The organism is Streptomyces sp. NPDC005017 (assembly GCF_042873115.1).
GTDB lineage: Bacteria > Actinomycetota > Actinomycetes > Streptomycetales > Streptomycetaceae > Streptomyces.
Window position 1 is genome coordinate 170,622 of record NZ_JBIALD010000004.1, and the last position, 22,204, is coordinate 192,825.

At 72.6% G+C, this 22,204-nt stretch carries 21 protein-coding genes; 13 read left to right on the forward strand and 8 right to left on the reverse strand.

Annotated features, from left to right (window positions below):
- Positions 1-35: 35 nt before the first annotated feature.
- Complete coding sequence (locus tag ACFYR0_RS07955) at positions 36-584, reverse strand: sigma-70 family RNA polymerase sigma factor (RefSeq protein ID WP_389323074.1); 549 nt, start codon at positions 582-584, stop codon at positions 36-38.
- 214 nt (positions 585-798) lie between these two features.
- Here ACFYR0_RS07955 and ACFYR0_RS07960 point away from each other — a divergent pair, with 214 nt between their 5' ends.
- On the forward strand, positions 799-1,950 hold the full coding sequence (locus ACFYR0_RS07960) for a CapA family protein (RefSeq protein ID WP_389323076.1): 1,152 nt from the start codon (positions 799-801) through the stop codon (positions 1,948-1,950).
- 32 nt (positions 1,951-1,982) lie between these two features.
- Here the strand turns inward: ACFYR0_RS07960 and ACFYR0_RS07965 are convergent, their stop codons facing one another.
- Positions 1,983-2,438 carry a universal stress protein gene (locus ACFYR0_RS07965; protein ID WP_389323078.1) on the reverse strand — a complete coding sequence of 152 codons (456 nt, stop codon included), beginning with the start codon at positions 2,436-2,438 and terminating at the stop codon, positions 1,983-1,985.
- A gap of 884 nt (positions 2,439-3,322) precedes the next feature.
- On the opposite strand from ACFYR0_RS07965, the gene ACFYR0_RS07970 reads away from it, so the two are divergent.
- Positions 3,323-4,156, forward strand: a complete 834-nt coding sequence (locus tag ACFYR0_RS07970) for a polysaccharide deacetylase family protein (protein ID WP_389323080.1) — start codon at positions 3,323-3,325, stop codon at positions 4,154-4,156.
- A gap of 30 nt (positions 4,157-4,186) precedes the next feature.
- Here ACFYR0_RS07970 and ACFYR0_RS07975 read toward each other — a convergent pair whose 3' ends face one another.
- Positions 4,187-4,852 (reverse strand): class F sortase, encoded by a 666-nt coding sequence (locus ACFYR0_RS07975; protein ID WP_389323082.1) that lies wholly within the window; start codon positions 4,850-4,852, stop codon positions 4,187-4,189.
- 333 nt (positions 4,853-5,185) lie between these two features.
- Between ACFYR0_RS07975 and ACFYR0_RS07980 the strand changes: the two genes are divergently transcribed.
- Positions 5,186-5,674 (forward strand): hypothetical protein, encoded by a 489-nt coding sequence (locus tag ACFYR0_RS07980; RefSeq protein WP_389323084.1) that lies wholly within the window; start codon positions 5,186-5,188, stop codon positions 5,672-5,674.
- Between the two features lie 246 nt (positions 5,675-5,920).
- On the opposite strand, the gene ACFYR0_RS07985 is transcribed toward ACFYR0_RS07980, so the two are convergent.
- The 3 genes from ACFYR0_RS07985 to ACFYR0_RS07995 all read right to left on the reverse strand — a co-directional run bounded on the left by ACFYR0_RS07985 (position 5,921) and on the right by ACFYR0_RS07995 (position 8,133).
- Positions 5,921-6,448 carry a hypothetical protein gene (locus tag ACFYR0_RS07985; RefSeq protein ID WP_389323086.1) on the reverse strand — a complete coding sequence of 176 codons (528 nt, stop codon included), beginning with the start codon at positions 6,446-6,448 and terminating at the stop codon, positions 5,921-5,923.
- A gap of 296 nt (positions 6,449-6,744) precedes the next feature.
- Complete coding sequence (locus ACFYR0_RS07990; protein WP_389323088.1) at positions 6,745-7,509, reverse strand: hypothetical protein; 765 nt, start codon at positions 7,507-7,509, stop codon at positions 6,745-6,747.
- A gap of 15 nt (positions 7,510-7,524) precedes the next feature.
- Positions 7,525-8,133: a hypothetical protein gene (locus ACFYR0_RS07995; protein WP_389323090.1), complete on the reverse strand. Its 609-nt coding sequence runs from the start codon at positions 8,131-8,133 to the stop codon at positions 7,525-7,527.
- Positions 8,134-8,425: 292 nt separating this feature from the next.
- Here ACFYR0_RS07995 and ACFYR0_RS08000 point away from each other — a divergent pair, with 292 nt between their 5' ends.
- The 3 genes from ACFYR0_RS08000 (at position 8,426) to ACFYR0_RS08010 (ending at position 12,555) form a co-directional block, all read left to right on the forward strand.
- Positions 8,426-9,391, forward strand: a complete 966-nt coding sequence (locus tag ACFYR0_RS08000; RefSeq protein WP_389323092.1) for an SCO0930 family lipoprotein — start codon at positions 8,426-8,428, stop codon at positions 9,389-9,391.
- Between the two features lie 216 nt (positions 9,392-9,607).
- The gene (locus ACFYR0_RS08005) at positions 9,608-10,420 is read left to right on the forward strand and encodes an SAM-dependent methyltransferase (RefSeq protein WP_389323094.1); all 813 of its coding nucleotides are present in this window, start codon (positions 9,608-9,610) and stop codon (positions 10,418-10,420) included.
- Complete coding sequence (locus tag ACFYR0_RS08010) at positions 10,417-12,555, forward strand: putative bifunctional diguanylate cyclase/phosphodiesterase (protein ID WP_389323096.1); 2,139 nt, start codon at positions 10,417-10,419, stop codon at positions 12,553-12,555. Before ACFYR0_RS08005 ends, ACFYR0_RS08010 begins: the two co-directional genes overlap by 4 nt.
- 289 nt (positions 12,556-12,844) lie before the next feature.
- On the opposite strand, the gene ACFYR0_RS08015 is transcribed toward ACFYR0_RS08010, so the two are convergent.
- Positions 12,845-13,726, reverse strand: coding sequence for a LysR family transcriptional regulator (locus ACFYR0_RS08015; RefSeq protein ID WP_389323098.1), 882 nt, complete (start codon positions 13,724-13,726; stop codon positions 12,845-12,847).
- Between the two features lie 120 nt (positions 13,727-13,846).
- On the opposite strand from ACFYR0_RS08015, the gene ACFYR0_RS08020 reads away from it, so the two are divergent.
- The 6 genes from ACFYR0_RS08020 to ACFYR0_RS08045 all read left to right on the forward strand — a co-directional run bounded on the left by ACFYR0_RS08020 (position 13,847) and on the right by ACFYR0_RS08045 (position 20,434).
- Complete coding sequence (locus ACFYR0_RS08020; protein ID WP_389323759.1) at positions 13,847-14,518, forward strand: succinate dehydrogenase; 672 nt, start codon at positions 13,847-13,849, stop codon at positions 14,516-14,518.
- A 2-nt stretch (positions 14,519-14,520) separates the two neighbouring features.
- Complete coding sequence (locus ACFYR0_RS08025; RefSeq protein WP_389323100.1) at positions 14,521-16,470, forward strand: fumarate reductase/succinate dehydrogenase flavoprotein subunit; 1,950 nt, start codon at positions 14,521-14,523, stop codon at positions 16,468-16,470.
- Positions 16,467-17,213: a succinate dehydrogenase/fumarate reductase iron-sulfur subunit gene (locus ACFYR0_RS08030; RefSeq protein ID WP_389323102.1), complete on the forward strand. Its 747-nt coding sequence runs from the start codon at positions 16,467-16,469 to the stop codon at positions 17,211-17,213. The genes ACFYR0_RS08025 and ACFYR0_RS08030 overlap by 4 nt, the downstream gene beginning before the upstream one ends.
- A 332-nt stretch (positions 17,214-17,545) precedes the next feature.
- Complete coding sequence (locus tag ACFYR0_RS08035) at positions 17,546-18,319, forward strand: GNAT family N-acetyltransferase (protein WP_389323104.1); 774 nt, start codon at positions 17,546-17,548, stop codon at positions 18,317-18,319.
- Positions 18,319-19,131 carry a lysophospholipid acyltransferase family protein gene (locus tag ACFYR0_RS08040; protein WP_389323106.1) on the forward strand — a complete coding sequence of 271 codons (813 nt, stop codon included), beginning with the start codon at positions 18,319-18,321 and terminating at the stop codon, positions 19,129-19,131. The genes ACFYR0_RS08035 and ACFYR0_RS08040 overlap by 1 nt, the downstream gene beginning before the upstream one ends.
- 811 nt (positions 19,132-19,942) lie before the next feature.
- Positions 19,943-20,434 (forward strand): hypothetical protein, encoded by a 492-nt coding sequence (locus ACFYR0_RS08045; RefSeq protein WP_389323108.1) that lies wholly within the window; start codon positions 19,943-19,945, stop codon positions 20,432-20,434.
- 6 nt (positions 20,435-20,440) lie between these two features.
- Here the strand turns inward: ACFYR0_RS08045 and ACFYR0_RS08050 are convergent, their stop codons facing one another.
- Positions 20,441-20,656, reverse strand: a complete 216-nt coding sequence (locus ACFYR0_RS08050; RefSeq protein ID WP_389323110.1) for a dodecin — start codon at positions 20,654-20,656, stop codon at positions 20,441-20,443.
- A gap of 215 nt (positions 20,657-20,871) precedes the next feature.
- Here ACFYR0_RS08050 and ACFYR0_RS08055 point away from each other — a divergent pair, with 215 nt between their 5' ends.
- Positions 20,872-22,128: an extracellular solute-binding protein gene (locus ACFYR0_RS08055; RefSeq protein ID WP_389323112.1), complete on the forward strand. Its 1,257-nt coding sequence runs from the start codon at positions 20,872-20,874 to the stop codon at positions 22,126-22,128.
- Positions 22,129-22,204: the final 76 nt, after the last annotated feature.

The following is a 22,204-nucleotide window of genomic DNA, read 5'->3' on the forward strand; positions in this document are numbered from 1 at the left end:
AGGCACTTTACGGAGGCTTGACCCGGCTTTCGGTTTCACCGCAGGTCGGCCGCGTATCCCGGTAGCACCCGGCGCAGGGCGCGCAGCGCGTAGTAAGCGCGGGACTTCACGGTACCGGGTGGAATGCCGAGGGTTTGCGCGGCTTCCGCCACACTCGCCCCTTGGAAATACACGAGCACCAGGACTTCACGGTGCTCCGGAGTGAGTGTCTTCACAGCCTCGCGCACATCCACGGTCGCGGCCGACCGTTCGGCGTGGTCGGCGCAGACCCGCGCGCTGTCCAGCACGGCGTCCCCGACCTCGGCCGGACGTGCCTGGCGGGCCCGCCGCGCGTCGATGGCGAGCCGCCGCGCCACGGTCAGCAGCCAGGGCCGTACGGATTCGAAGGCGTCGGCGCGCAGCGCCTCGGGGTGCCGCCAGGCGCGGACCAGGGTCTCCTGCACGAGGTCCTCGGCGCGTTGCCGGTCGCCGTCGCAGAGCCGCAGGAGCAGTGCGAAGAGGGGCCGGCCGTGCTCCCGCTGCAAGGCGGCGAGCTCGTGCTCGGCGGTCGTCGTCCCGGGGGTGAGAGTCGTCACGGCCGTCATGGGCGTATGGCATCGCAGCGATCCGTACCGGGACAGGGCGTGCGCACGGATGTGCGGCGGACGGTCGAACGCGTCGGCGAACGGTTCGACGAACGGTCCCGGACACCTCCATCCGCGCGGACCGGACGGGTTAAAGGGGGTGTGGAGGCCGTTTGGGGTGCCGGTCACCTTCGTACCTATTGGTCAGTAAATATGACCAATATGAGGTGAACGGATGATCGCACGCAGACGGCAGGTCGCCCTCGTCCTGACCGCACTCCTCACCGCGGGCGCCGCTTGTCAGGCCCAGCGCCACGAACCCGGAGCCGGACACCCGGCCCCCAGAGCCGCCGCCCCCCGCGGCTTCACCCTCGTCGCCTCCGGCGATGTCCTGCCGCACAGCTCGATCATCGACCGGGCCCGGTTCGACGCGGGCGGCACGGGCTACGACTTCCGCCCGATGCTGTCCGGGATCGAACCCGTCGTCGCCCGCGCCGACCTGGCGCTGTGCCACATGGAGACCGTCTACGGCGAGAACGGCGACTACACCGGCTACCCCGCCTTCAAGTCCCCGCCCGAGATCGCCCCGGCTCTCGCCGCCACCGGCTACGACGGCTGCTCCACCGCCTCCAACCACAGCCTCGACGACGGCGCGGCGGGCATCCTGCGCACCCTGGACGCCCTCGACAGGGCGGGCGTACGGCACGCGGGGACGGCCCGCACCGAGGCCGAGGCACGCACGGTCACCGTGCTGCGGGCCGGCACGGCGGAGGTCGCCCATCTGTCCTACACGTACGACACCAACGGCTTCCCGCTGCCCGCCGGACAGCCGTGGGCCGTGAACCTCATCGACGAACAGCGCATGATCACCGACGCCCGCGCGGCCCGGCGGGCGGGCGCCGACGTGGTCGTGGTGTCCGTGCACTGGGGCACCGAGTGGCAGGACGCCCCCGACGACCGGCAGCTCGCCCTGGCCCGCGCCCTCACCGCCTCCCGCACCGGGAGCCGCCCCGACGTCGACCTGATCCTCGGCACCCACGCCCATGTCCCGCAGGCCTACGAGAAGGTCAACGGGACCTGGGTGATCTACGGCATGGGCGACCAGATCGCCGGCGAGATGACCAACCACGAGGGCGTCCGCGACCCGCGCGGCAACCAGTCGAGCGTCGGCCGCTTCACCTTCACGCCGCCGGCCCGGCCGGGCGGGCGCTGGGAGGTCACCAGGGCCGAGTTCGTGCCACAGCTGTTCGACGTCGACGCGGGCCGGGTCGTCGACCTCAACGCCGCGCTCCGCCAGGGCGCCGACGTCAGAGCCGTGCGCGACCGCATCCGTGACGTCGTCCTCAGCCGGGGCGCGGCCCAGGACGGACTGGTGATGGCGAAGTGACGGCTTCTTGGGGACCGCCGGACACGGGCACCCTAGGGAACCACGGTCACCGGCCACCGCCCGGCCTTCACCAGCCGGATCGCCACCGAACCGACGATGCGGTGGCCGGCCTGCTCCGAGGCGCCGACGACCACGGCGTCCGCCTTGAGCTCGTCGGCCGCCTGCACCAGACCGGCGAAGGGGTCACCGCGGAGGGTGTGGAACTCCCAGCGCACGTCGAATATCCCCTTGACCCGTTCGGCCGCCTCGCGGATCTGCGCCACCAGGTCCTCCGCGATCCCGCCCGTCGCCTCCGCCACGGGCGCGCCCAGCGCCGCGCCCGCCGCCAGCACGGGCTGCACGTACACGACCGCGAGCAGCGCGCGCTGCCGCCGGGCCAGACCGCCCGCGTAGGCCGCGGCCCGCAGCGAGGAGTCCGAGCCGTCGACCCCGACCATGATGACCTTGGGGCCGTCGGTGCCCCGCTCGAACCGGTGCTGATCCGTCACAGCCGGAAATCTATCGGAACCCACGGCTCCGGCCCCGCCGGGGAGCCCGCACCGCCCGGCCGCCCCAGGGTCCGCCCCCGCCGGGCCGCTGCCGGAGAGCCCGCCCCGCCCGGACTCCGCCGGCGGCCGCCCCCGCCCGCCGTCTGCTGGCCGCCTGTGCCCGCTCGCGCAGTTCCCCGCGCCCCCGAAGGGCGGCACGCAGCCACACCACGCCGTCCGACGAACGGTCAGAACACCCCGACGCCCAAGCTGCCAACCCCCGGGGCGCGGGGCCGTATCGACATGCGGCTCCGCCGCGCGGGCGCGAACAACCCACCACAACCCGCACCCCGTCCCCGCCCGGCCGCCGCCAGGGGCCGCCCTCGCCCGGCCGGTCCGCGGCGCCCGCCCCGACAGGCGCCTCCGCCCTGGTACCTGCAGTCGGAATCATGAGCGCCACCCCTGAAGGCGGGATCATGACCGCCATCGTGCGGGCGGACTCGTGAGCGCCGGAGTGCGCGCCCCGCCCCAGCCCCGAACGCCCCAGCCCCGAACGCCCCGGCCCGGAACGCCCCCGCGCGGACCCGGCGGCCCGGCGGCGGCCACCTCGCCGAGGGGCCCCAGGCCTTCGCCGTCTTCTTCGGCGCCCTCAGCCTGCTGTGCGCCCTGCCGGCCCTGGTCCCGCCGCTGCGCGCCCCCTGCGGCCCGTCGTCCGTCAGCTCGACACCCTGATCGTCCCGGTCGGCGCGAACCGGCCTCCTCGTCCTGCTCTCCTTCGTGCCCAGGGGCAGCGAAGGCGTCTCGCGCCGCCGAACCGCGGGCGCGCTGGGCCGGGCGGGTGCATTCGCACCGCCTTACCGGTGGCGTGGTGGTGCGTCAGCCGTCCGCAGGGCGACTGATGAGTCATGAAGAAGGATCAGTTGTTCACCAGGCGCCGGGTGTTGATCGCCGGCGCGGCTGCCGCAGGTGCGGCCGGTACGGCCGGTCTGTTCGCGCTGGGCGGCGAGTCCGCCGCCCCTGTCGCCCCCGCGGCCGGTGCCCCCGCCCGCCGCTTCCCCCTCAAGCCCTCCGCCTACCGGCTCCAGCCGCTCACCGGCTACGGACCCCCGCGCGCCGCCCCGGCCAGGACGCTGGTGCGTCACGAGCCGCTGCTGCGGATCGCGGACCGCGGCCGCACGATGGTGCTGACCTTCGACGACGGCCCCGACCCCCGCTACACCCCCGACATCCTCGACACCCTGGGCGAGTACGACGTCCGGGCGATGTTCTTCGTGTGCGGGGGGATGGCCGCCGAGAACCCGGAACTGCTGGAGCGCATGGCCGACGAGGGGCATGTGGTGGGGAACCACACCTGGTCGCATCCGCTGCTGACCAAGCTCTCCCGATCCCGTATCCACTCCGAGATGAAACGTACCTGCGACGTCATCGAGGAGGCCGTCGGAGAGCGGCCCGAGTGGTTCCGCGCCCCCTACGGCGCGTGGAACCGCGCGGCCTTCCAGATCGGTGCCGAGCTCGGCATGGAGCCGCTGGCCTGGACCGTGGACACCCTCGACTGGACGACCCCCGGCGCCCGCGCCATCAGCCGCCGTGTCGAGAACGGCGCCGCCCCCGGTGTCGTGGTGCTCTCGCACGACGCCGGGGGCGACCGCTCCCAGAGCGTCCGGGCGCTGCGCGCGTATCTGCCGCAACTGCTGGACGACGGCTACCACGTCACCGTGCCGAGCCGGCAGCACCTCTGACGCCCGGCGCCCGCCCGGCCGGGGATCCGCTCAGCGGACCTCGACCAGGCGGGCGAAGGCGACCACGTTCCCGTCGTAGCCGTTCTGCTGGGAGAAGCCTCCGCCGCAGGTGATGACCCGCAGTTCGGGGGCGCCCTTGGAGGCGTAGACGCGGTCGCCGGGGAAGTCGTTCTTCTCGAACACCTCGATGCCGTAGATCTCGAACACGGCCGTCTTCCCGTCCTTGCGGGCGACCTCGACGCGATTGCCCTTCTTCAGTGCCCCGAGGCCGTAGAAGACCGCCGGGCCCTGCTTGTTGTCCACGTGCCCGACGACGACGGCCGTGCCCTTCTCGCCGGGGGAGACGGCGCCGGTGAACCAGCCCGCCAGATTGGGGTCCTCCGGCGGCGGCGCGCCGACCCAGCCGTCCGCGTCCAGACCGACGGACATCATGGGCGCGTCGACCCGGATCGCCGGGATCCGCACCCGGTCCGGTACGCCGTAGGGCAGCGGGTCCGGGCTCCGGCCGAGGACGCCGCCCACCGCCGTGCGGCCGTCGGCGGCCGCCGCGGACGCCGGCTGTGGCGGACCCACGTCGAATTCCCCGGACCCGTTGCGAATGAGCGCGAGGCCGGTCAGCAGAACAAGCGCTATCACGCCCCAGGGGGCGCGCTTCTTCCGCCGCTCCTCCTCTTCGGCCAGCTCGGACGCAGACATTCGCCATCCCCTCTCGACGCGGCCGTCGCCACGTCGTTTCGCGCATACGGGAACGCTAAGTCCCGCGCACGGAACCGGCGACGGGGGAGAGTCGAACGGGTTAAGCGGGGGACGGCCGGTGCGCCATCCGAGTAGCGCGGAACAGGATTTTTCTGACGGTCCGTGACCTGCGGCAATATCCGATTGTGCGGTTGTCTTACGGCGTGTTGCCTCACCAGGACGGACCATCGCCGAAATGCGGTCGTCCGCACGGCATCTGAGGGTCGTTCCGGGAGGCGCTTTCTCGCCGATCGACCGGGGACGGGCCCCGGGGCGTCTTCCGCGGAGGATCACATGCGCAATTCTCGTGCTCTGGCGGTCTCCGCCGCGGCGGTCGCAGCTCTCGGGCTCGCCGCCCCCGCGGCCGTCGCGTGGGACAGTGCCAGCAACATCGTCGCCCTGCCCAGCGTCATCGCGCGCGGTGGCCAGATGACCATCACCGTCGACGGCTGCCCCCAGGGCGGTACGGCGACGTCCAGCGCCTTCCCGTCCACCCACCTGTCGCCCATCAACGGCGCCAACGAGACGTCGAAGGGCACCGCCACCATCAACAACGACGCGGCCCCCGGGTCGTACAGCATCACCGTCAACTGCACCGGCCGTCAGCCGCTCACGCGGGACGCGGCGTTCACCGTCATCGGCGGTGTCCGCGGCGGTCTGGGCGGCAGCAGCACCACCGGCGCCACCCCGACCGACATGGCCATCGGCGGCGGTCTGGTGGCGCTGGCCGCCATCGGCGGCGGCGTGTTCTGGATGCGCCGCCGCGCCGAGAAGCGCGTCTGACACCGCCCGCGCGCAGCGACAACGGGCCGGCCCCGGATCCTGGGATCCGGGGCCGGCCCGTTGTCCGCCGCGAGCAGGGCCCTGGGGCCCTGCTGATGGGTCTCCGCGGCGTCACGGCGTCCGGCACGCACCCTCGACGCACGGTGCGAAGGGACAGGTGGCTCCGCCACACGACCCTCCGCACCGCACGCCGATCGCACGCACCGGACGCCGCTCCTACTCCCACGGAGACCCATCAGAAGGGCCCTAGCTCTCCTCGCCCGTGCGGCGGCGGGAGAAGTGGTACGCCGCCCCGATCGAGCCCGCGATCAGCGCGGCGCCGAGCCCGATCTCCTTGAGGTCGAACCCGCCGAAGGTGCCGCCCTCGCCGGCGTGCACACCGTACGGAGGGGTGAGGGGCACCGGGGTGTGGTGGTTCGGACGGCCGCCGGCGACGGTCAGGTCCGTGGAGCCGCTCACCCCGTCACAGGTGAACGTCACCCGGTACATCACCCCGGGTTTCGCGTCCCAGTCCACCGTCGCCGTGGCCTCGGAATGGTGCGGTTTGATGTGCACGGTGTCGAAGACGCCCGAGGTCACCGTGACCTTGCCCCGGCAGCCGCCGTCGCGGTCCACGCGGAGGGTGACCTGGCCGCCCGCGGCGATGGTCGAGGGCAGGACGCTGAAGCCGAACGGCGTGATGTCGTGGCCGCCCTCCGCGGCGGCGGCCGGCGCGAAGCAGGCGAGTGCGGTGGCCCCCAGCAGTGCGGCCGAGGCGACGCGTATCGCGCGCATGGTCAATCCTCCGGTCCCCGAGGAGCAGCTTGCGGACCTTTTCCGCTTGCGTCAGAAATGCACCTCGATGACCGAAACGCTAGAAAGGTGCGCACAGGTGCGCGAACGCTGTCGGGCGAATGGGGCACCTGCGTGCGCCGGGCGGGGGACGACGGCGGCGTGGCGGCCGCCGCCGGGCCGCCGGACGGTGAAGGGGCGTCAGTCCGAAGCCGCCCCGGCCGCGGGCGCCGGGTCTCCGCGCGCCTGAGCCCGGCGCGAGCCTGCTCCGGGGGCGGCGGCCCCGCCCCTCCGGTCCGTCAGTTCTCCACGCCCGGGAAGAGGTGCAGGAACGGCTCCGCCGACGCCGTGATGCCCCGGCTGTAGGGCGCGTCGAAGTCCCAGATGAGGAACAGCAGGAAGGCGATCAGCGCGGAGAACAGTCCGGCGAGGACGAGTTCGCGCGGTGTCCGCCGGATCTGGAGGGCCAGCACCATGCCGATGGTGATCACCGCCCCCGCCAGCAGCCCGAACCACACCACCCCCGGCATCGTCGCCCCGATCGAGGTGGCCCGGGAGGTGCGGGCCTGGTCGGCGGCGGCGACCTGGTCCACCAGCGGCTGGTAGGCCTGGGCCTCGAAGTCGCTGGCGGGCTCGTAGTCGGTGACGTCCTGGCGGATGCGCGACAGCAGCTCCTCGCCGCGCTCGGTCACCTCGCCCTGGTCGGTCATGTGCTGCCACTCGGTGTGCACGACGTGTCCGACATAGGCGTTGACATCCTCCCGGATCCGGTCACGCACGTCGGCCGGATAGACCCGGACCCGTTCCGAGATCTCGTGCAGCGCCTGGGCCTCGGCCCGCACCTGGTCCTCGGCGGCACTGCGGGCCTCCCAGACGCCCGCGATGGCGAGGCCCAGCACGATGGCGTACACCACACCGATCCACATCGTCATGTACTCGATGACGTCCGGGGTCTCGCTGGGGTCCTCGTCGTCGCTCGCCGCGCGGTGGCGCAGCAGGGTGATCGCGACGACCACCCCGCACGCGGCGAGCATCGCGAGGGTGAGAACAAGCCATTCCGGCAACAGGAGCCTCCAGGTTCAGCGCGCCCGCAGGGCGGCCACGGCGATCACCGCGGGAACGGTGATGAGCAGGACGAAGGTGAGCGGCGTGGTGCCGTGGCGCACGACGCGCTGCTGACGCGGTGCCTTGTACGGCGGGTAGCTCACCGGGGTCGCCGAGGTGCGCGGCGTGGGGGTCGGCTTCGGCTTCGGCTGGGGAGGGGGCGTGGGGGCGGGGGGTGGCTCCGGTGCCGGGGCGGGCGGGGGTGCCGGAGCCGGGGGCGTGGGCCGCGGGCGTGGCTTCGGCGGAGGGGGCGGCTCCGGCGGGGGCGGAGGAGCGGGCGTCGGCTTCGGAGGCGTCGGCTCGGGCGGTTCCGGGGTCGGTGTCGGGGTGGGGGTGGGCGTAGGCGTCGGTGTGGGCTCGGGGCAGGGCGGGGGAGGGGGAGGGGGCGGCTCGGGGCACGGTGTCGGCCAGGGCTTGCCGCCCGCGACCGCCACCGCCACCGTGCCGCCGGGCCCGGTCGACGCGTAGGCGCACGCGTCGGCGGCCGCGTCCCCGACCGGCAGGCCCGCCAGGGCCCAGGAGAGCGCCACCAGGGCCAACACCCGCACGACGACCGCGCGGCGGGTCGGTTCTGCTCGATGCACGACCAAGATCCTGAGCCCTCCCGGGATCCGCCATGCCCTGTCCCGGGGGTATTGCCCCGAACGGGGGACGTGAGGGCCGGGAGGTTCGAACGGCGTTGACGCGGCGGCGAGTCGGGCGCGGCGGTGTGACGCCTCGGACGCGCACGGTGACCCGCTGCCGGACGTCCCGGCGAACCTTCCGAAAAAGAAATCCCCCACCGGCTGAACACCGGCGCGCCCGCCTGCGTACTCCATGCCGTGCGGCGGCGGCAGCAGTCCGCCGCAACAAATTTGGAATCATGGGGAGTTGACGATGAAGACCTCCTGGCGGAGCGCCTCGATCGTGGCGAGCGCCGTGGCCGTGCTGGCGCTGACGACGGCGTGCGGTCAGGAAAAGGCGGACGGAGCGGGGGCCCAGAACGTGGGCGCGACCGTCCCGGCCGGTGGATACGGGGCGGACGCGGGCGGCGGGTACGACGTCGGCAGCGGAGGCACCCAGGACGGACAGGCCGGCGGGGCCGATGCCGCCGGACAGGCCGCCGAGGGTGCCGGCAAGCTCGCCGTCTCCGAGAACGCCGAACTGGGCGAGGTGCTCACCGACAACGCGGGCCGCACCCTGTACCGCTTCGACCAGGACACCGCGGAGCCGCCCAAGACGAACTGCGACGGCGACTGCGCCGCGGCCTGGCCGCCCGTGCTGTCCGACGACGCCAGCGCCGGCGAGGGCGTCGACCCGTCCCTGCTGGGCGAGGTCACCCGGCCCGACGGCACCAAGCAGCTCACCGTCGGCGGCTGGCCCGCCTACCGCTACGCCAAGGACGCCCAGCCCGGCGACACCAACGGCCAGGGCGTGGGCGGCACCTGGTACGCACTCGCCCCCGACGGCAAGAAGGCCAACACGGCGTCCGATCTGCCCGGCCTGTCCACTCGCAAGGACCCCAAGCTCGGGGAGATCGTCGTGGACGGCAACGGCATGACCGTGTACCGGTTCATGAAGGACGAGGCCTGGCCGAAGCCGGTCTCCGCCTGTGTCGACGCCTGCCTGGACAAGTGGCCGGTCGTCGCGCCGGTCGCGGTCAACGACACCAAGGGCGTCGAGAAGAAGGGCCTGATGACCTTCACCCGGCCCGACGGGGCCAAGCAGCAGACGATCGACTGCTGGCCCATCTACACCTTCGCGGGCGACAAGGCCCCCGGCGACACCAACGGTCAGGGCGTGGGCGGCACATGGTATGCCGTGTCGCCCGAAGGCAAGCCGATCGGCGCTCCCAAGGAGTAGCCGGAAGCCTGCCCCCAGTGGTCCGTCCCTCCGCCCCCTCGGAGGGGCGGACCGCTTTGGTGTGTTTGCAGTGGTTCACCGCACGTCTCCATAACGGCACGTGCCACAGGCAGTGACCGGGAACGGATGGTCAATTTCCGTTTCGGCTCGCTCCTTTGGCGGGCGATCAGTAGCCTCTGCTCGAACACCGGATCGCCAACGCCCTTGGAGAGATAGATGGAGCGTCCCGCCTGGGCCCCACGGAGCATCGACATCTCGGTGCCGAGCGTTTCCCGGATCTACGACTATTACCTCGGCGGTTCGCACAACTTCGAGGTCGACCGGGAAGCCGCTCGAAAGGCGATGGAGTTCATGCCGGGCCTGCCCAAGATCATGCAGGCGAACCGGGCGTTCATGCGCCGCGCGGTGCGGCACGCGGCCGGGGAGGGAATCACCCAGTTCCTCGACATCGGCTCCGGTATCCCCACGCACGGCGCCGTCCACGAGGTCGCCCAGGCCGTACACCCCGACGCGCACGTCGTCTACGTCGACCACGACCCGGTCGCCGTCGCCCACGGCCGGGCGGTACTGGCGGGCAACGAGCGCACGGACGTCGTCGCCGCCGACCTCAGGAAGCCCGAGGACATCCTCGGAAGTCCCGAAGTCGGCCGGCTGATCGACCTGAACCGACCGGTGGCGCTGCTTCTGGTTGCCATACTGCACTTCGTGGAAGACACGGACGACCCGTACCGAGCGGTGGCCGGGCTGCGCGACGCGCTCGCCCCCGGCAGCATGCTGATCCTCACGCATGCCTCGTACGAGGGAATCCCGGTCCCCGCCGAGCGGGCCGAGGGCGCGGTGGACGTGTACCGGGACATCCGCAACCCGCTGATCATGCGCTCGCGCGACGAGATCGCGCGGTTCTTCGAGGGGTACGACATGGTGGAACCCGGACTGGTGGCGATGCCGCACTGGCGGCCCGACACCGCACCGGAGGACGAGGATCCCTACGCGTTCTCCGGTTTCGCGGGCGTGGGGCGTACCGCGTGACCGCGGAACCGGACGGGCCCGAGGACAGACTGCGCCGGTTCGCGACGATCTGGAGCCGGGCCGTGTACCCGGTCACGGCGACCTCGCTGACCCGGCCGGAGTTCGAGACGCAACTGCTGCCGCTCGCCCGGCGGCTGAGCGCGGCGCTGCATGCCAGGGCGTTCGACGCGGCCGAGGGCCGGGCGGTCGGCGCCGCCCTCGTCGACGTCCACTGCACCGACCCCGAGGCCCTCAGCCGCACCCTCGACTGCGTCGACGCCTATCTGGTGCTCTACTGCGGCGAGGACGGCGTCCAGGAGGACCTGCGGGCCCGCTCCTCCCGCCTCCAGCACGCCATGGCCGCCGGGTTCGCCCAGGAGCTGCGCGAACGCACCCTCGCCGAGCAGGAGTCCATCGCGCAGGCCGCGCTGCGCGCCCAGGGCGTCGTGGCCCACGCCCTGCACGCCAGCGAGGCCCGCTTCCGCGCGGTCTTCGAGGGCGCCGCCATAGGGATCGGCATCTCCGACCTCGACGGCAACATCCTGGAGGTCAACGACGCGCTGCTGCGCATGTTCGGCGGCTTCGAGCAGAACGTACGCGGCCGCAACGTCCGCGACTGGACGCACGCCGAGGACGCCCCGCAGGTGTGGCGGCTGTACGAGGAGCTGGTGCGCGGCGAGCGCGAGCACTACCACGTCGAGAAGGCCTTCTACCGTCCCGACGGCACCGTCCTGTGGACCAACCTCACCGTGTCCCTGCTGCGTGACACCGAGGGGCGCCCCCAGTACCAGCTGGCACTGATGGAGGACACCACCGAGCGCCGGCTGCTCAACCTGCGGCTGCGCTACGAGGCCACCCACGACGCGCTCACCGGCCTGCCCAACCGCACCCTGTTCTTCGAGCGCCTGGAGAAGGCCCTCAACGCCGCGCCCGGCCAGCGCTTCGGCCTGTGCTACCTCGACCTGGACGGCTTCAAGACCATCAACGACAGCCTCGGCCACGCGGCCGGCGACAGGCTGCTCGTGGAGATCGCCGACCGGCTCCAGTCCTGCGCCACCGCGCCGGGCGAGATGGTCGCCCGTCTGGGCGGTGACGAGTTCGTGGCGCTGACGACCGGCCCGGACACCCGGACCGAGGTCGACGACCTGGCCGCCCGCATCATGAACGCGCTGCTCGCCCCGGTCCGCATCGACGGCCGTGAGCTCACCGTGCGCGGCAGCATCGGTGTCGTCGAGGGCCCGGCGGGCGGCGAGCGCAGCGCGGCCGAGGTGCTGCGCAGCGCCGACATCACCATGTACCGGGCCAAGTCGGCGGGCGGCAACCGCTTCGAGCTGGCCGACCCCGAGGCCGACGCCCGCGCGATCACCCGGCACGGCCTGACCACCGCGCTGCCCACCGCCCTGGAGCACGGCGAGTTCTTCATCGAGTACCAGCCCATCGTCCACCTCGGGGACGGTGGTGTCCGGGGTGCCGAGGCCCTGGTGCGCTGGCTGCACCCGCAGCACGGTGTCCTCGGCCCGGACCGTTTCATCCCGCTCGCCGAACACACCGGACTCATCGTGCCGTTGGGCCGCTGGGTGCTGGAGCAGTCGGTCCGCCAGGCCCGCCAGTGGCGCGAACGGCACGTCGGGGACGTCCCGTTGCGCATCAACGTCAACCTCTCGCCCTGCCAGCTCAGCCATCCCCGCCTGGTGCAGGACACCGTGGACATCCTGGAGGCCGAGGGCGTCACCCCCGACGCCCTGTGTCTGGAGGTCACCGAGTCGGCCCTGATCGGCGCCGACGACGCCCTGCTGAAGCCGCTGCGCCGACTGGCGGACATGGGCGTGGACATCGCCCTGGACGACTTCGGCACCGGCTACTCGAACCTGGCGAACCTGCGCCGTCTGCCGGTGAGCGTGCTCAAGCTCGACCGCTCCTTCACCCAGAGCATGCAGCAGTTCCCGGCGGACCCGGTCGACCTGAAGATCGTGGAGGGCATCGTCTCCCTCGCCCACAGCCTCGACCTCGCGGTCACGGTCGAGGGCGTGGAGACCGGAGCCCAGGCGGAACAACTCCGCATACTCGGCTGCGACACGGCCCAGGGCTGGTACTACGCCCGCCCCGGCCCCCCGGAACGCCTCCACGAACTGGCCCTGGCAGACGCCACGGGCTGAGCCAGGCCGCCCTGCCTTTCAACGCCGCGGAGCCGTACCACCCCACGGCTCCGCCGCCCTGCTTTCAGGGGCGCGGGGCTGTATGGATGTGCGGCTCGCCGCGGGGTCGTGACCGACTCCGGGGTGACGTCGTGGGCCGCGGGGCAGCAACGCCCTGCTTTCGGGGGCGCGAAGAACTGCGCGAACAACCACGACGAACGGAAAGGCCCGAAACCAACCCCGAGCCCCACGGCGAACAACCACGACGAACGGAAACCCCGAAACCACCCTGCGCCCCACGGCGAAACCGTCACCGCTCCAACAGCATCCGCTGCAACTCCCGCGCAGCCCGCGGCGGCGCCACGTCACTGCGATGCGCGAGCGCGATCGTGCGATGCAGTCCGGGCCGGGCCAGCGGCGTCACCCGCAGCCCGAGCCCCGACCGCGCCGCGACCATCCGCGGCACCACCGCCACCCCCAGCCCCGCCCGCACGAACCCCAGCACCGCGTCCATCTCCCCGCCCTCCACCGCGAAGTCCGGCTCGAACCCGGCGGAGCGGCACGCGGTGACGGTCAGCTCCCTCAGGTCGTACCCGTGCCGGAACATCACCAGCCGCTGCCCCTCGAGGTCGGCGACGGCCACCGTCCGCCGCGCGCCCGGCCACGGCGAGTCCGGTGAGGAGATCACCACGAGGTCCTCCCGCAGCAGCACCACCGTCGTCAGCGCCGGCGCCGGCGTCGGCAGCGGCTGCACCACCAGCGCGAGATCGAGCACGCCGCGCGCCAGCTGGCGTACGAGGTCGAGCGAGCCGCCCTCCTCGATCAGCAGCCGGATGCCCGGATAGCGGTCGTGGAAGGCCCGCAGCACATCCGGCAGCAGCCCCGTGCACAGACTCGGCGTCGCGCCCAGCCGCACCCGCCCGCGCTGGAGCTGCACCAGCTCCTGCACCTCGTGCCGCGCGGTGTCCGCGTCCGCGAGGATCCGCCGGGCCAGCGGCAGCAGCGCCTCACCGGCGTCGGTGAGCGTGATGTTCCCGCGCGCCCGCAGGAACAGATCGGCCCCCAGCTCCCGCTCCAGCGCCTTGATCTGCTGGGACAGGGACGGCTGGGCGACGTGCACCGCCTCGGCGGCCCGGGTGAAGTGCCGGGTCTCGGCGACCGCCACGAAGTACTGGAGCTGCTGGAACTGCATCCTGCAAGCATAGTCAGTGCCTATGGAAACGAGCCGGACCATGTCTTGGACCGATGGGGTCCGACGGCCCTAGCGTCATGACCCATGGCTCTGGCAACGCGGACGGACCGACGGCCGTCCTTGGCGCGCACCATCTGGGACAGCACCGTCGGCAAGAAGACCGTGATGGCCGTCAGCGGTGTGATCATGCTGCTGTACCTGGTCGTACACGCTTTCGGCAACCTCAAGATCTTCTTCGGTCCCGGGGACTTCAACCACTACGCCCACTGGCTGCGTACGCTCGGTGAGCCGTTCGTGCACTACGGCTGGACGCTGTGGCTGTTCCGTGTCGTGCTGATCGTCGCCGTGGTCGCGCACGCCGTCTCCGCGTACCAGCTCAGCCGCCGCGACATCAGGGCCCGGCCGGCCAAGTACGCGCACAGCAGGCTCCGGGCGAGCTACGCCACCCGGACCATGCGCTGGGGCGGGATCATCATGGCCCTGTTCATCGTCTGGCACCTCCTGGACCTGACCACCGGCCATGTGCACAGCGGCGGCTTCCAGGAGGGCCGTCCCTACGAGAACGTGGTCGACACCTTCTCCACCTGGTACGGCAACGTGATCTACATCGTGGCCATGCTCGCCGTCGGCCTGCACGTACGGCACGGCTTCTGGAGCGCCGCGCAGACCCTCGGCGTCGGCAGCCGCACCCGGGACCGTGCCCTGAAGACGAGCGCCGACGTCCTCGCCCTGCTGCTCACCGCCGGCTTCGTCGCCGTGCCCGTGGGCGTGATGACCGGAGTGGTGAGCTGAAGATGAACCCGTACACGCAGTACCGGACCGGTGAGCCGGTCGCCGACGGCAAGGCGCCCTCCGGGCCCGTCGACGGGCGCTGGGACAGGCGCCGCTTCGAGGCCAGGCTGGTCAACCCGGCAAACCGGCGCAAGCACACGGTGATCGTCGTCGGCACCGGCCTCGCGGGCGGCTCCGCCGGGGCCACCCTCGCCGAACAGGGCTACCACGTCGTCCAGTTCTGCTACCAGGACTCCCCGCGCCGCGCGCATTCCATCGCGGCCCAGGGCGGCATCAACGCGGCGAAGAACTACCGCAACGACGGCGACTCGGTGCACCGGCTGTTCTACGACACCGTCAAGGGCGGCGACTTCCGCGCCCGCGAGTCCAATGTGCACCGCCTCGCGCAGATCTCCGTCGAGATCATCGATCAGTGCGTGGCCCAGGGCGTGCCCTTCGCCCGTGAGTACGGCGGCCTGCTCGACACCCGCTCCTTCGGCGGCGTCCAGGTGTCCCGGACCTTCTACGCCCGCGGCCAGACGGGCCAGCAGCTGCTGCTCGGCGCGTACCAGGCGCTCAGCCGTCAGATCGCCGCGGGCAACGTGGAGCTGCATCCGCGCACCGAGATGCTCGACCTGATCGTGGTCGACGGCCGGGCGCGCGGGATCGTGGCCAGGGACCTGGTCACCGGCCGGATCGACACCTACTTCGCGGACGCCGTCGTCCTCGCCAGCGGCGGCTACGGCAACGTCTTCTACCTGTCGACGAACGCCATGAACTCCAACGCCACCGCGGTCTGGCGGGCCCACCGGCGCGGGGCGTACTTCGCCAACCCGTGCTTCACCCAGATCCACCCGACGTGCATCCCGCGCACCGGCGACCACCAGTCCAAGCTGACGCTGATGAGCGAGTCGCTGCGCAACGACGGCCGGATCTGGGTGCCGAAGGCCAAGGGCGACACCCGCCCGGCCAACCGGATCCCCGAGGACGAGCGCGACTACTACCTGGAGCGCATCTACCCGTCCTTCGGCAACCTGGTGCCGCGCGACATCGCCTCCCGCGCCGCGAAGAACGTCTGCGACGAGGGCCGCGGTGTCGGCCCCGGCGGCCAGGGCGTCTACCTGGACTTCGCCGACGCCATCGCGCGGATGGGCCGCAAGGCCGTGGAGGCGAAGTACGGCAACCTCTTCGACATGTACCAGCGGATCACCGACGAGGATCCGTACGAGGTGCCGATGCGGATCTACCCGGCCGTGCACTACACGATGGGCGGCCTGTGGGTCGACTACGACCTCCAGACCACCGTCCCCGGTCTGTTCGCGATCGGCGAGGCCAACTTCTCCGACCACGGGGCGAACCGGCTGGGCGCGTCCGCGCTGATGCAGGGACTCGCCGACGGCTACTTCGTGCTGCCGTCCACCATCAACGACTACCTCGCCCGTAACCCCCACCAGGAACCGGTCACCGACGAACACCCCGTCGTCCAGGAGGCGTTGGCGGAGACCGAGGACCGGCTCAATCTGCTGCTCTCGGTGGACGGCGACCGCACCCCGGACTCCTTCCACCGCGAACTCGGTGAACTGATGTGGGAGTTCTGCGGCATGGCCCGCAGCGACGCCGGACTGCGCAAGGCGCTGGAGCGCATCCCGCAGATCCGCGAGGAGTTCTGGCGGCGGATCAAGGTGCCCGGCACCGGCGAGGAGTTCAACCAGTCCCTGGAGAAGGCCAACCGCGTCGTCGACTACCTGGAGCTCGCCGAGCTGATGTGCCTCGACGCGCTGCACCGCGCCGAGTCCTGCGGCGGGCACTTCCGCGAGGAGTCCCAGACCCCGGACGGCGAGGCGGCCCGCCGGGACGAGGAGTTCTCCTACGCGGCCGCCTGGGAGTTCACCGACACCGGCGAGGCGCCCGTCCTGCACCGGGAAGACCTGGTCTTCGAGTACGTCCACCCCACTCAGCGGAGTTACGCATGAGGCTCAATCTGCGCGTATGGCGCCAGCGCGACGCCGACGCCGACGGCGCCATGTCCACGTACGAGGTGGACGGCATCTCGCCCGACATGTCCTTCCTGGAGATGCTGGACACCCTCAACGAGGAACTCATCCTGCGCGGTGAGGACCCCGTGGCCTTCGACCACGACTGCCGCGAGGGCATCTGCGGCGCGTGCTCGCTCGTGATCAACGGCGACGCGCACGGGCCGGAGCGCACCACGACCTGCCAGTTGCACATGCGGTCCTTCGAGGACGGCGACACGATCGACGTCGAGCCGTGGCGGGCGTCGGCGTTCCCGGTGATCAAGGACCTGGTCGTCGACCGGACGGCGTTCGACCGGATCATCCAGGCCGGCGGGTACATCACCGCGCCCACCGGCTCCGCCCCCGAGGCCCACGCCACGCCCGTGCCCAAGCCCGACGCGGACCTCGCCTTCGAGCACGCGGAGTGCATCGGCTGCGGGGCGTGCGTGGCGGCCTGCCCGAACGGCGCCGCGATGCTGTTCACCTCCGCCAAGATCAACCATCTGAACGTGCTGCCGCAGGGCGCGCCCGAGCGGGAGACCCGGGTGCTCGACATGGTGGCGCAGATGGACGAGGAGGGCTTCGGCGGGTGCACGCTCGCGGGGGAGTGCGCGACGGCGTGCCCCAAGGGAATCCCGCTGGTGTCCATCACCGGCATGAACAAGGAGTGGCTGCGGGCCGTGCGCAAGGCCAAGCGGTAGCGGCGTACGGGTGATGCCGTAGGGGACCTGCCGTGCGCGGATGCGTACGGGTGGTGCCGTGAGGGTCGGCCGTCGTCCGGACGTGGCCGTGCGGCCGCGGGGGCGCCGGCGCCCCTCGGGGCGTGATGTGAACGTTCGCCGGGAAGCGCGGACGGGCGGGGCCGGGGAGCGGTGCTCTTCCCCGGCCCCGTCTCGCGTCACGCCGCTCCGCCCCTGCCATTCAGCATCCTCACATCCGCGCTCCTGGCACAGGTCACGTACACGACAACCGGCATCGGGAGAACAGGGGTGTCCCCAGCCCCGCTCGACCGGCCCGTGCCCAGGAGAGAGCCATGTCCGGTGTCACCACCCTCGACCGCCCCCCACAGCCGGCGGCACCCACCCGCTACACCGTCACCCTGGCCCGCACCGAGGACGACGTGCGCGCCGCTCAGCGTCTGCGCCACGAGGTCTTCGCCGGGGAGATGGGAGCCCGCCTGGCCACCGCGCGGCCCGGGCTCGACATCGACGAGTTCGACGCCTACTGCGACCACCTGCTGGTCCGGGACACCCTCACGGACCAGGTCGTCGGAACCTACCGGCTGCTCCCGCCGGAGCGCGCCGCGGTCGCCGGACGGCTGTACTCGCAGGGCGAGTTCGAGCTGTCACGGCTGGACGGCATCCGGTCCGGCCTGGTCGAGGTCGGCCGCTCCTGCGTGCACCCCGACCACCGCGACGGCGCGGTCATCGGCCTGATCTGGGCCGGCATCGCCCGCTACATGGTCGACGGCGGCCACGAGTGGCTCGCGGGCTGCTGCTCGCTGCCCCTCGCCGACGGCGGCGCCCTCGCGGCCGGCACCTGGGACCGGGTGCGGGCCAAGCACCTCGCCCCGGAGGAGTTCCGGGTACGGCCGCTGGTGCCCTGGAACACCGAGGGCGTCACCCGCCCCGCCGGCCGCACCGAGCTGCCGCCCCTGCTGCGCGGCTATCTGCGCCTCGGCGCCTGGGTGTGCGGCGAGCCCGCGTACGACGCGGACTTCGGGGTCGCCGACCTGTATGTGCTGCTGTCGATGCGCCGGGTCGACGCGCGCTACCTCAAGCACTTCCTCTCGCTCGTCCCGGTCTGATGAGCGGCTGGCTGCCCAGCGCGCCCTGCACCTCCCGCGCGTGCGTGGAGGCCCCGGGGCCGTCCGCCGTGGCCGTGGCACGTGGTGTGCTGCGGCTCACGGCGGTGCTGGGGCTGGTCCTCGCCGGGGTCCTGGCGTCCCCGCTGGGCGGGCGGATCCCCCCGGACCTGGTGCGGCGCTGGTGCCGGTGGATCGTGCGCTCGGCGGGCGTGCGGCCGCGCATCACCGGTGACGCCGCCTCCTCCGGCGGGCTGCTGCTGGTCGCCAACCACATCTCCTGGCTGGACATCCCGCTGCTGGCCGCCGTACGCCCGGCCCGCATGCTGGCCAAGAAGGAGATCCGCGACTGGCCCGTGGCGGGCCCGCTCGCCGCGCGCGGCGCCGTGTTCATCGACCGGGACCGGCTGCGGGCGCTGCCCGACACGGTCGCCCGGCTCGCCGACGCCCTGCGCTCCGGTGCGGCCGTCGGTGTCTTCCCCGAGGGCAGCACCTGGTGCGGCCGCGCCCAGGGCCGGTTCCGGCGGGCGGTGTTCCAGGCCGCCCTGGACGCGGGCGTCCCCGTCCAGCCGGTCCGCATCCGCTACCGGCTCGCCGACGGCTCGGCCACCACGCTGCCCGCCTTCATCGGCGACGACTCCCTGCTCACCTCGGTGTGGCGGGTGGTCACCACCCGCCAGGTGATCGCCGAGGTCGACCTCCGGCCGCCCATCGCCCCCCTGTCCCACCCCGACCGCCGCACGCTGGCCCACGCGGCGGAACTCGGCACGGTGGGCGGCGGCCCCGACCGGACCCACGCGGCCCTCGTCGCCTAGGGACGGCCTCCAGGGCCCTTTGGCGGATCACCGCGGCGTCGTCAGAAGGGCCCTGGACCCGGGGTCCGGTGCCCGTCGCGGCCGTGCCCCACGGCGCAACGCCCGCGCCGGATACGGCGCCGTGGCGCTCCCTGCCGCCGCGCCCGCCTCCCGCGCGCTCCCCGCGGCTCTCGCCACCTCCCGCGCGCTCCCCGCGGCGACGGTCCGGCCGCCCGCCTCGCCGCCGCCCGGGCCCAGGTCGATCACCCGGTCCGCGCCCACGCGCAGGGAGTTGGAGAGGCTGGTGACCGTGCCGAGAGGCGGGCGCGGCGGCGGACGGTCGAGCCCGGCCGGGTGATCCGCCGGCCGACTCACGCCGTACCCGCCTACGGTGAAGCCCTGACCAGGCCCCTGGCGGCCTGGGCGCCGGAAGTGCCCGGTGCGCCGGTCACGCGTACTTCGTGGTTCGAACCCATGCGGGACCGCCCCTGGTCCTGTCGCCCGTCGGGGGCACCGCGTCACCACCTCGATCTCGGGCACTTCCGCGGCCCCTCCGGGCCGGGCGTACGCGGGCCGGCCCCGGGGACAGTGACTCCGCCCGCCGGAAGCCGGCGTTCCCGCTCCAGGGCCCTTCTGAGGGATCTCCGCGGCGTCGCGACGCCCGGCACGCCCTCCCTCACCGCCTCAGGGGCGTGGGAGGTGCCCCCAGCCGCACGGCGTGAAGGGACAGGTGGCTCCGCCACACGACCCTCCGCACCGCATACCGATCGCACGCACCGGATGCCGCTCCTTCTCCTGCGGAGATCCATCAGAAGGGCCCTAGGGTGAGCGCGTGACCACTGACAGCCGACGGCCGCTCGCCGTGTTCGACCTGGACAACACCCTCGCCGGCACCGCCCACCGCCAGCGCTTCCTGGAGGCCAGGCCGCGCGACTGGGACGCGTTCTTCGCGGCCGCGCCCCATGACCCGCCGATCCCGCAGGGGGTCGCGCTGGCGCTGGAGAGCTCCGGGGAGTGCGAGGTCGTGTACCTCACCGGGCGGCCCGAGCGCTGCCGCCGGGACACCCTGGAGTGGCTCGCGGCCCACGGACTGCCCGAGGGGCCGCTGCACATGCGGCGCAACGGCGACCGCAGGCCCGCCCGGCACACCAAGCTGGAGGTCCTGCGCCGCCTCGCCCGGACCCGTGAGGTCCGGATGCTGGTGGACGACGACGAGCTGGTGTGCGAGGACGCCGAACGGGCGGGCTTCCGCGTCGTACGCGCCCGCTGGACCGCCCCGTCGGGGGAGCTGAGGGCGGCCCAGGAGGGCGAGGGGCGGACCTGAGCGGGCTCAGCCCGTCTCGTCCAGGCGGAAGCCGACCTTCAGGCCGACCTGCCAGTGCGCGATGGTGCCGTTCTCGATCTGGCCCCTGACCTGGGTGACCTCGAACCAGTCCAGATTGTGGAGGGTCTGCGAGGCGCGGGCGATGCCGTTGCGGACGGCCTGGTCGACCCCGTCGGGCGAGGTTCCGACGATCTCGGTGACCCGGTAGGTGTGGTTCGACATGCGGGTGCTCCTCCTGAGACGACGGCAGCGCCGCGTGTGGCGCGCGTCACTCCACCGTGCCCCAGGCGGCGGCCGAGCGCGAGGCGTCGGCCGCCGCCCCTTGACCTTCGCATTGGTACATACCAAAATCCTGCTTCACCCGTGCGGGCGCCTTTGCCCGTCCCCCCACGTCGGGTTCCTTTGCCCTGTCCGTCAGGCAGAACAGGACCGACCCCGTGAAACGCCGCCTCCTCGCCCTCGTCTGCGTGTCCGCCTCCCTCGTCGGGGGATGCGGAATGCTGCCGGGCAGCACCGAACGGCAGACCGTCACCGTCTGGCTCATGAAGGACAGCGCCTCCGGCGAGTACATCGAACGCTTCACCGAGGACTTCGAACGCGCCCACGCCGACATCGACCTCGACATCCGCATCCAGGAATGGACCGGCATCGGCGCCAAGGTCCAGACCGCGCTGGAGGCGAAGGGCGAGGAAGCGGAGCCCGGCCCCGACGTCATCGAGGTCGGCAACACCCAGGTGCCGCAGTACGTCGACGGCGGCAGACTCCTCGATCTCACCCTGGAGTCCGTGCGGGACTGGGGCAGCGCGCAGTGGCTGCCCGGCCTCGCCGAACCCGGCAAACTCCGCGGCCATCAGTACGGCATCCCCTGGTACGCCGCCAACCGCGTGGTGATCTACCGCAAGGACCTGTTCGCCGAGGCCGGCGTCAAACCGCCCAAGACCCGCGAGAAGTGGCTCGAGGTCACCGAGAAGCTGGACTCCGACGGCAACCAGGGCATCTACCTGGCGGGTCAGGACTGGTACACCCTCGCCGGGTTCATCTGGGACGAGGGCGGCGAACTCGCCGAGGACACCGGCGGCCCCTGGCAGGGCGCCCTGGACAGCCCGGAGGCGCTGCGCGGCATGGAGTACTACCGCAGCCTCCAGGCCCTCGGCGACGGCCCCGTCGACGCGGACGAGGAACACCCGCCGCAGTCGGGCGAGTTCGCGAAGGGGCGGATAGCCCAGATCGTGGCCGTCCCCGGACTCGCCCGGGCGATCGTGCAGCAGAACCCCGAACTGGAGGGCAAGCTGGGCTTCTTCCCCGTGCCCGGCCGCGACGCGTCGCAGCCCGGCGCCGTCTTCACCGGCGGCAGCGACCTCGTCGTGCCCGAGAACACCGATGTACCCGACCGCGCGATCGAGGTCGTCGAGGCGCTCACCGGGGCCAAGTGGAACACCGACCTGGCCCGCACCATGAACTACGTGCCCAACAAGACCACGCTCGCCGCCGCCGTGGCGGGCGAGGAGGGCGTCGCCGCCATGGCGGCCGGGGCCGCGCAGGGCCGGGCCACCCCCACCACCCCCGAGTGGGCCAAGGTGGAGGCGGAGAACCCCATCAAGCCGTACATGACCCGGGTGCTGGGCGGCGCCGACCCCGAGACCGAGGCCCGCCGTGCCTCCGACCGGATCACCGACCAGCTGTCCCTGTACTGAACCGGCCGAGCGCCGGGCGGCCGCGCGGAGTCCCGCCCCGCCCGGTGCCGTACCGGGCGGCCGGACACCCGGGCCG

Excerpts from the sequence above, each read along its gene's own strand:
- ACFYR0_RS07955 (WP_389323074.1), bottom strand. The coding sequence starts at position 584 with ATGACGGCCGTGACGACTCTCACCCCCGGGACGACGACCGCCGAGCAC.
- ACFYR0_RS07960 (WP_389323076.1), top strand. The coding sequence starts at position 799 with ATGATCGCACGCAGACGGCAGGTCGCCCTCGTCCTGACCGCACTCCTC.
- ACFYR0_RS07970 (WP_389323080.1), top strand. The coding sequence starts at position 3,323 with ATGAAGAAGGATCAGTTGTTCACCAGGCGCCGGGTGTTGATCGCCGGC.
- ACFYR0_RS07975 (WP_389323082.1), bottom strand. The coding sequence starts at position 4,852 with ATGTCTGCGTCCGAGCTGGCCGAAGAGGAGGAGCGGCGGAAGAAGCGC.
- ACFYR0_RS07980 (WP_389323084.1), top strand. The coding sequence starts at position 5,186 with ATGCGCAATTCTCGTGCTCTGGCGGTCTCCGCCGCGGCGGTCGCAGCT.
- ACFYR0_RS07985 (WP_389323086.1), bottom strand. The coding sequence starts at position 6,448 with ATGCGCGCGATACGCGTCGCCTCGGCCGCACTGCTGGGGGCCACCGCA.
- ACFYR0_RS08000 (WP_389323092.1), top strand. The coding sequence starts at position 8,426 with ATGAAGACCTCCTGGCGGAGCGCCTCGATCGTGGCGAGCGCCGTGGCC.
- ACFYR0_RS08005 (WP_389323094.1), top strand. The coding sequence starts at position 9,608 with ATGGAGCGTCCCGCCTGGGCCCCACGGAGCATCGACATCTCGGTGCCG.
- ACFYR0_RS08015 (WP_389323098.1), bottom strand. The coding sequence starts at position 13,726 with ATGCAGTTCCAGCAGCTCCAGTACTTCGTGGCGGTCGCCGAGACCCGG.
- ACFYR0_RS08025 (WP_389323100.1), top strand. The coding sequence starts at position 14,521 with ATGAACCCGTACACGCAGTACCGGACCGGTGAGCCGGTCGCCGACGGC.
- ACFYR0_RS08030 (WP_389323102.1), top strand. The coding sequence starts at position 16,467 with ATGAGGCTCAATCTGCGCGTATGGCGCCAGCGCGACGCCGACGCCGAC.
- ACFYR0_RS08035 (WP_389323104.1), top strand. The coding sequence starts at position 17,546 with ATGTCCGGTGTCACCACCCTCGACCGCCCCCCACAGCCGGCGGCACCC.
- ACFYR0_RS08040 (WP_389323106.1), top strand. The coding sequence starts at position 18,319 with ATGAGCGGCTGGCTGCCCAGCGCGCCCTGCACCTCCCGCGCGTGCGTG.
- ACFYR0_RS08050 (WP_389323110.1), bottom strand. The coding sequence starts at position 20,656 with ATGTCGAACCACACCTACCGGGTCACCGAGATCGTCGGAACCTCGCCC.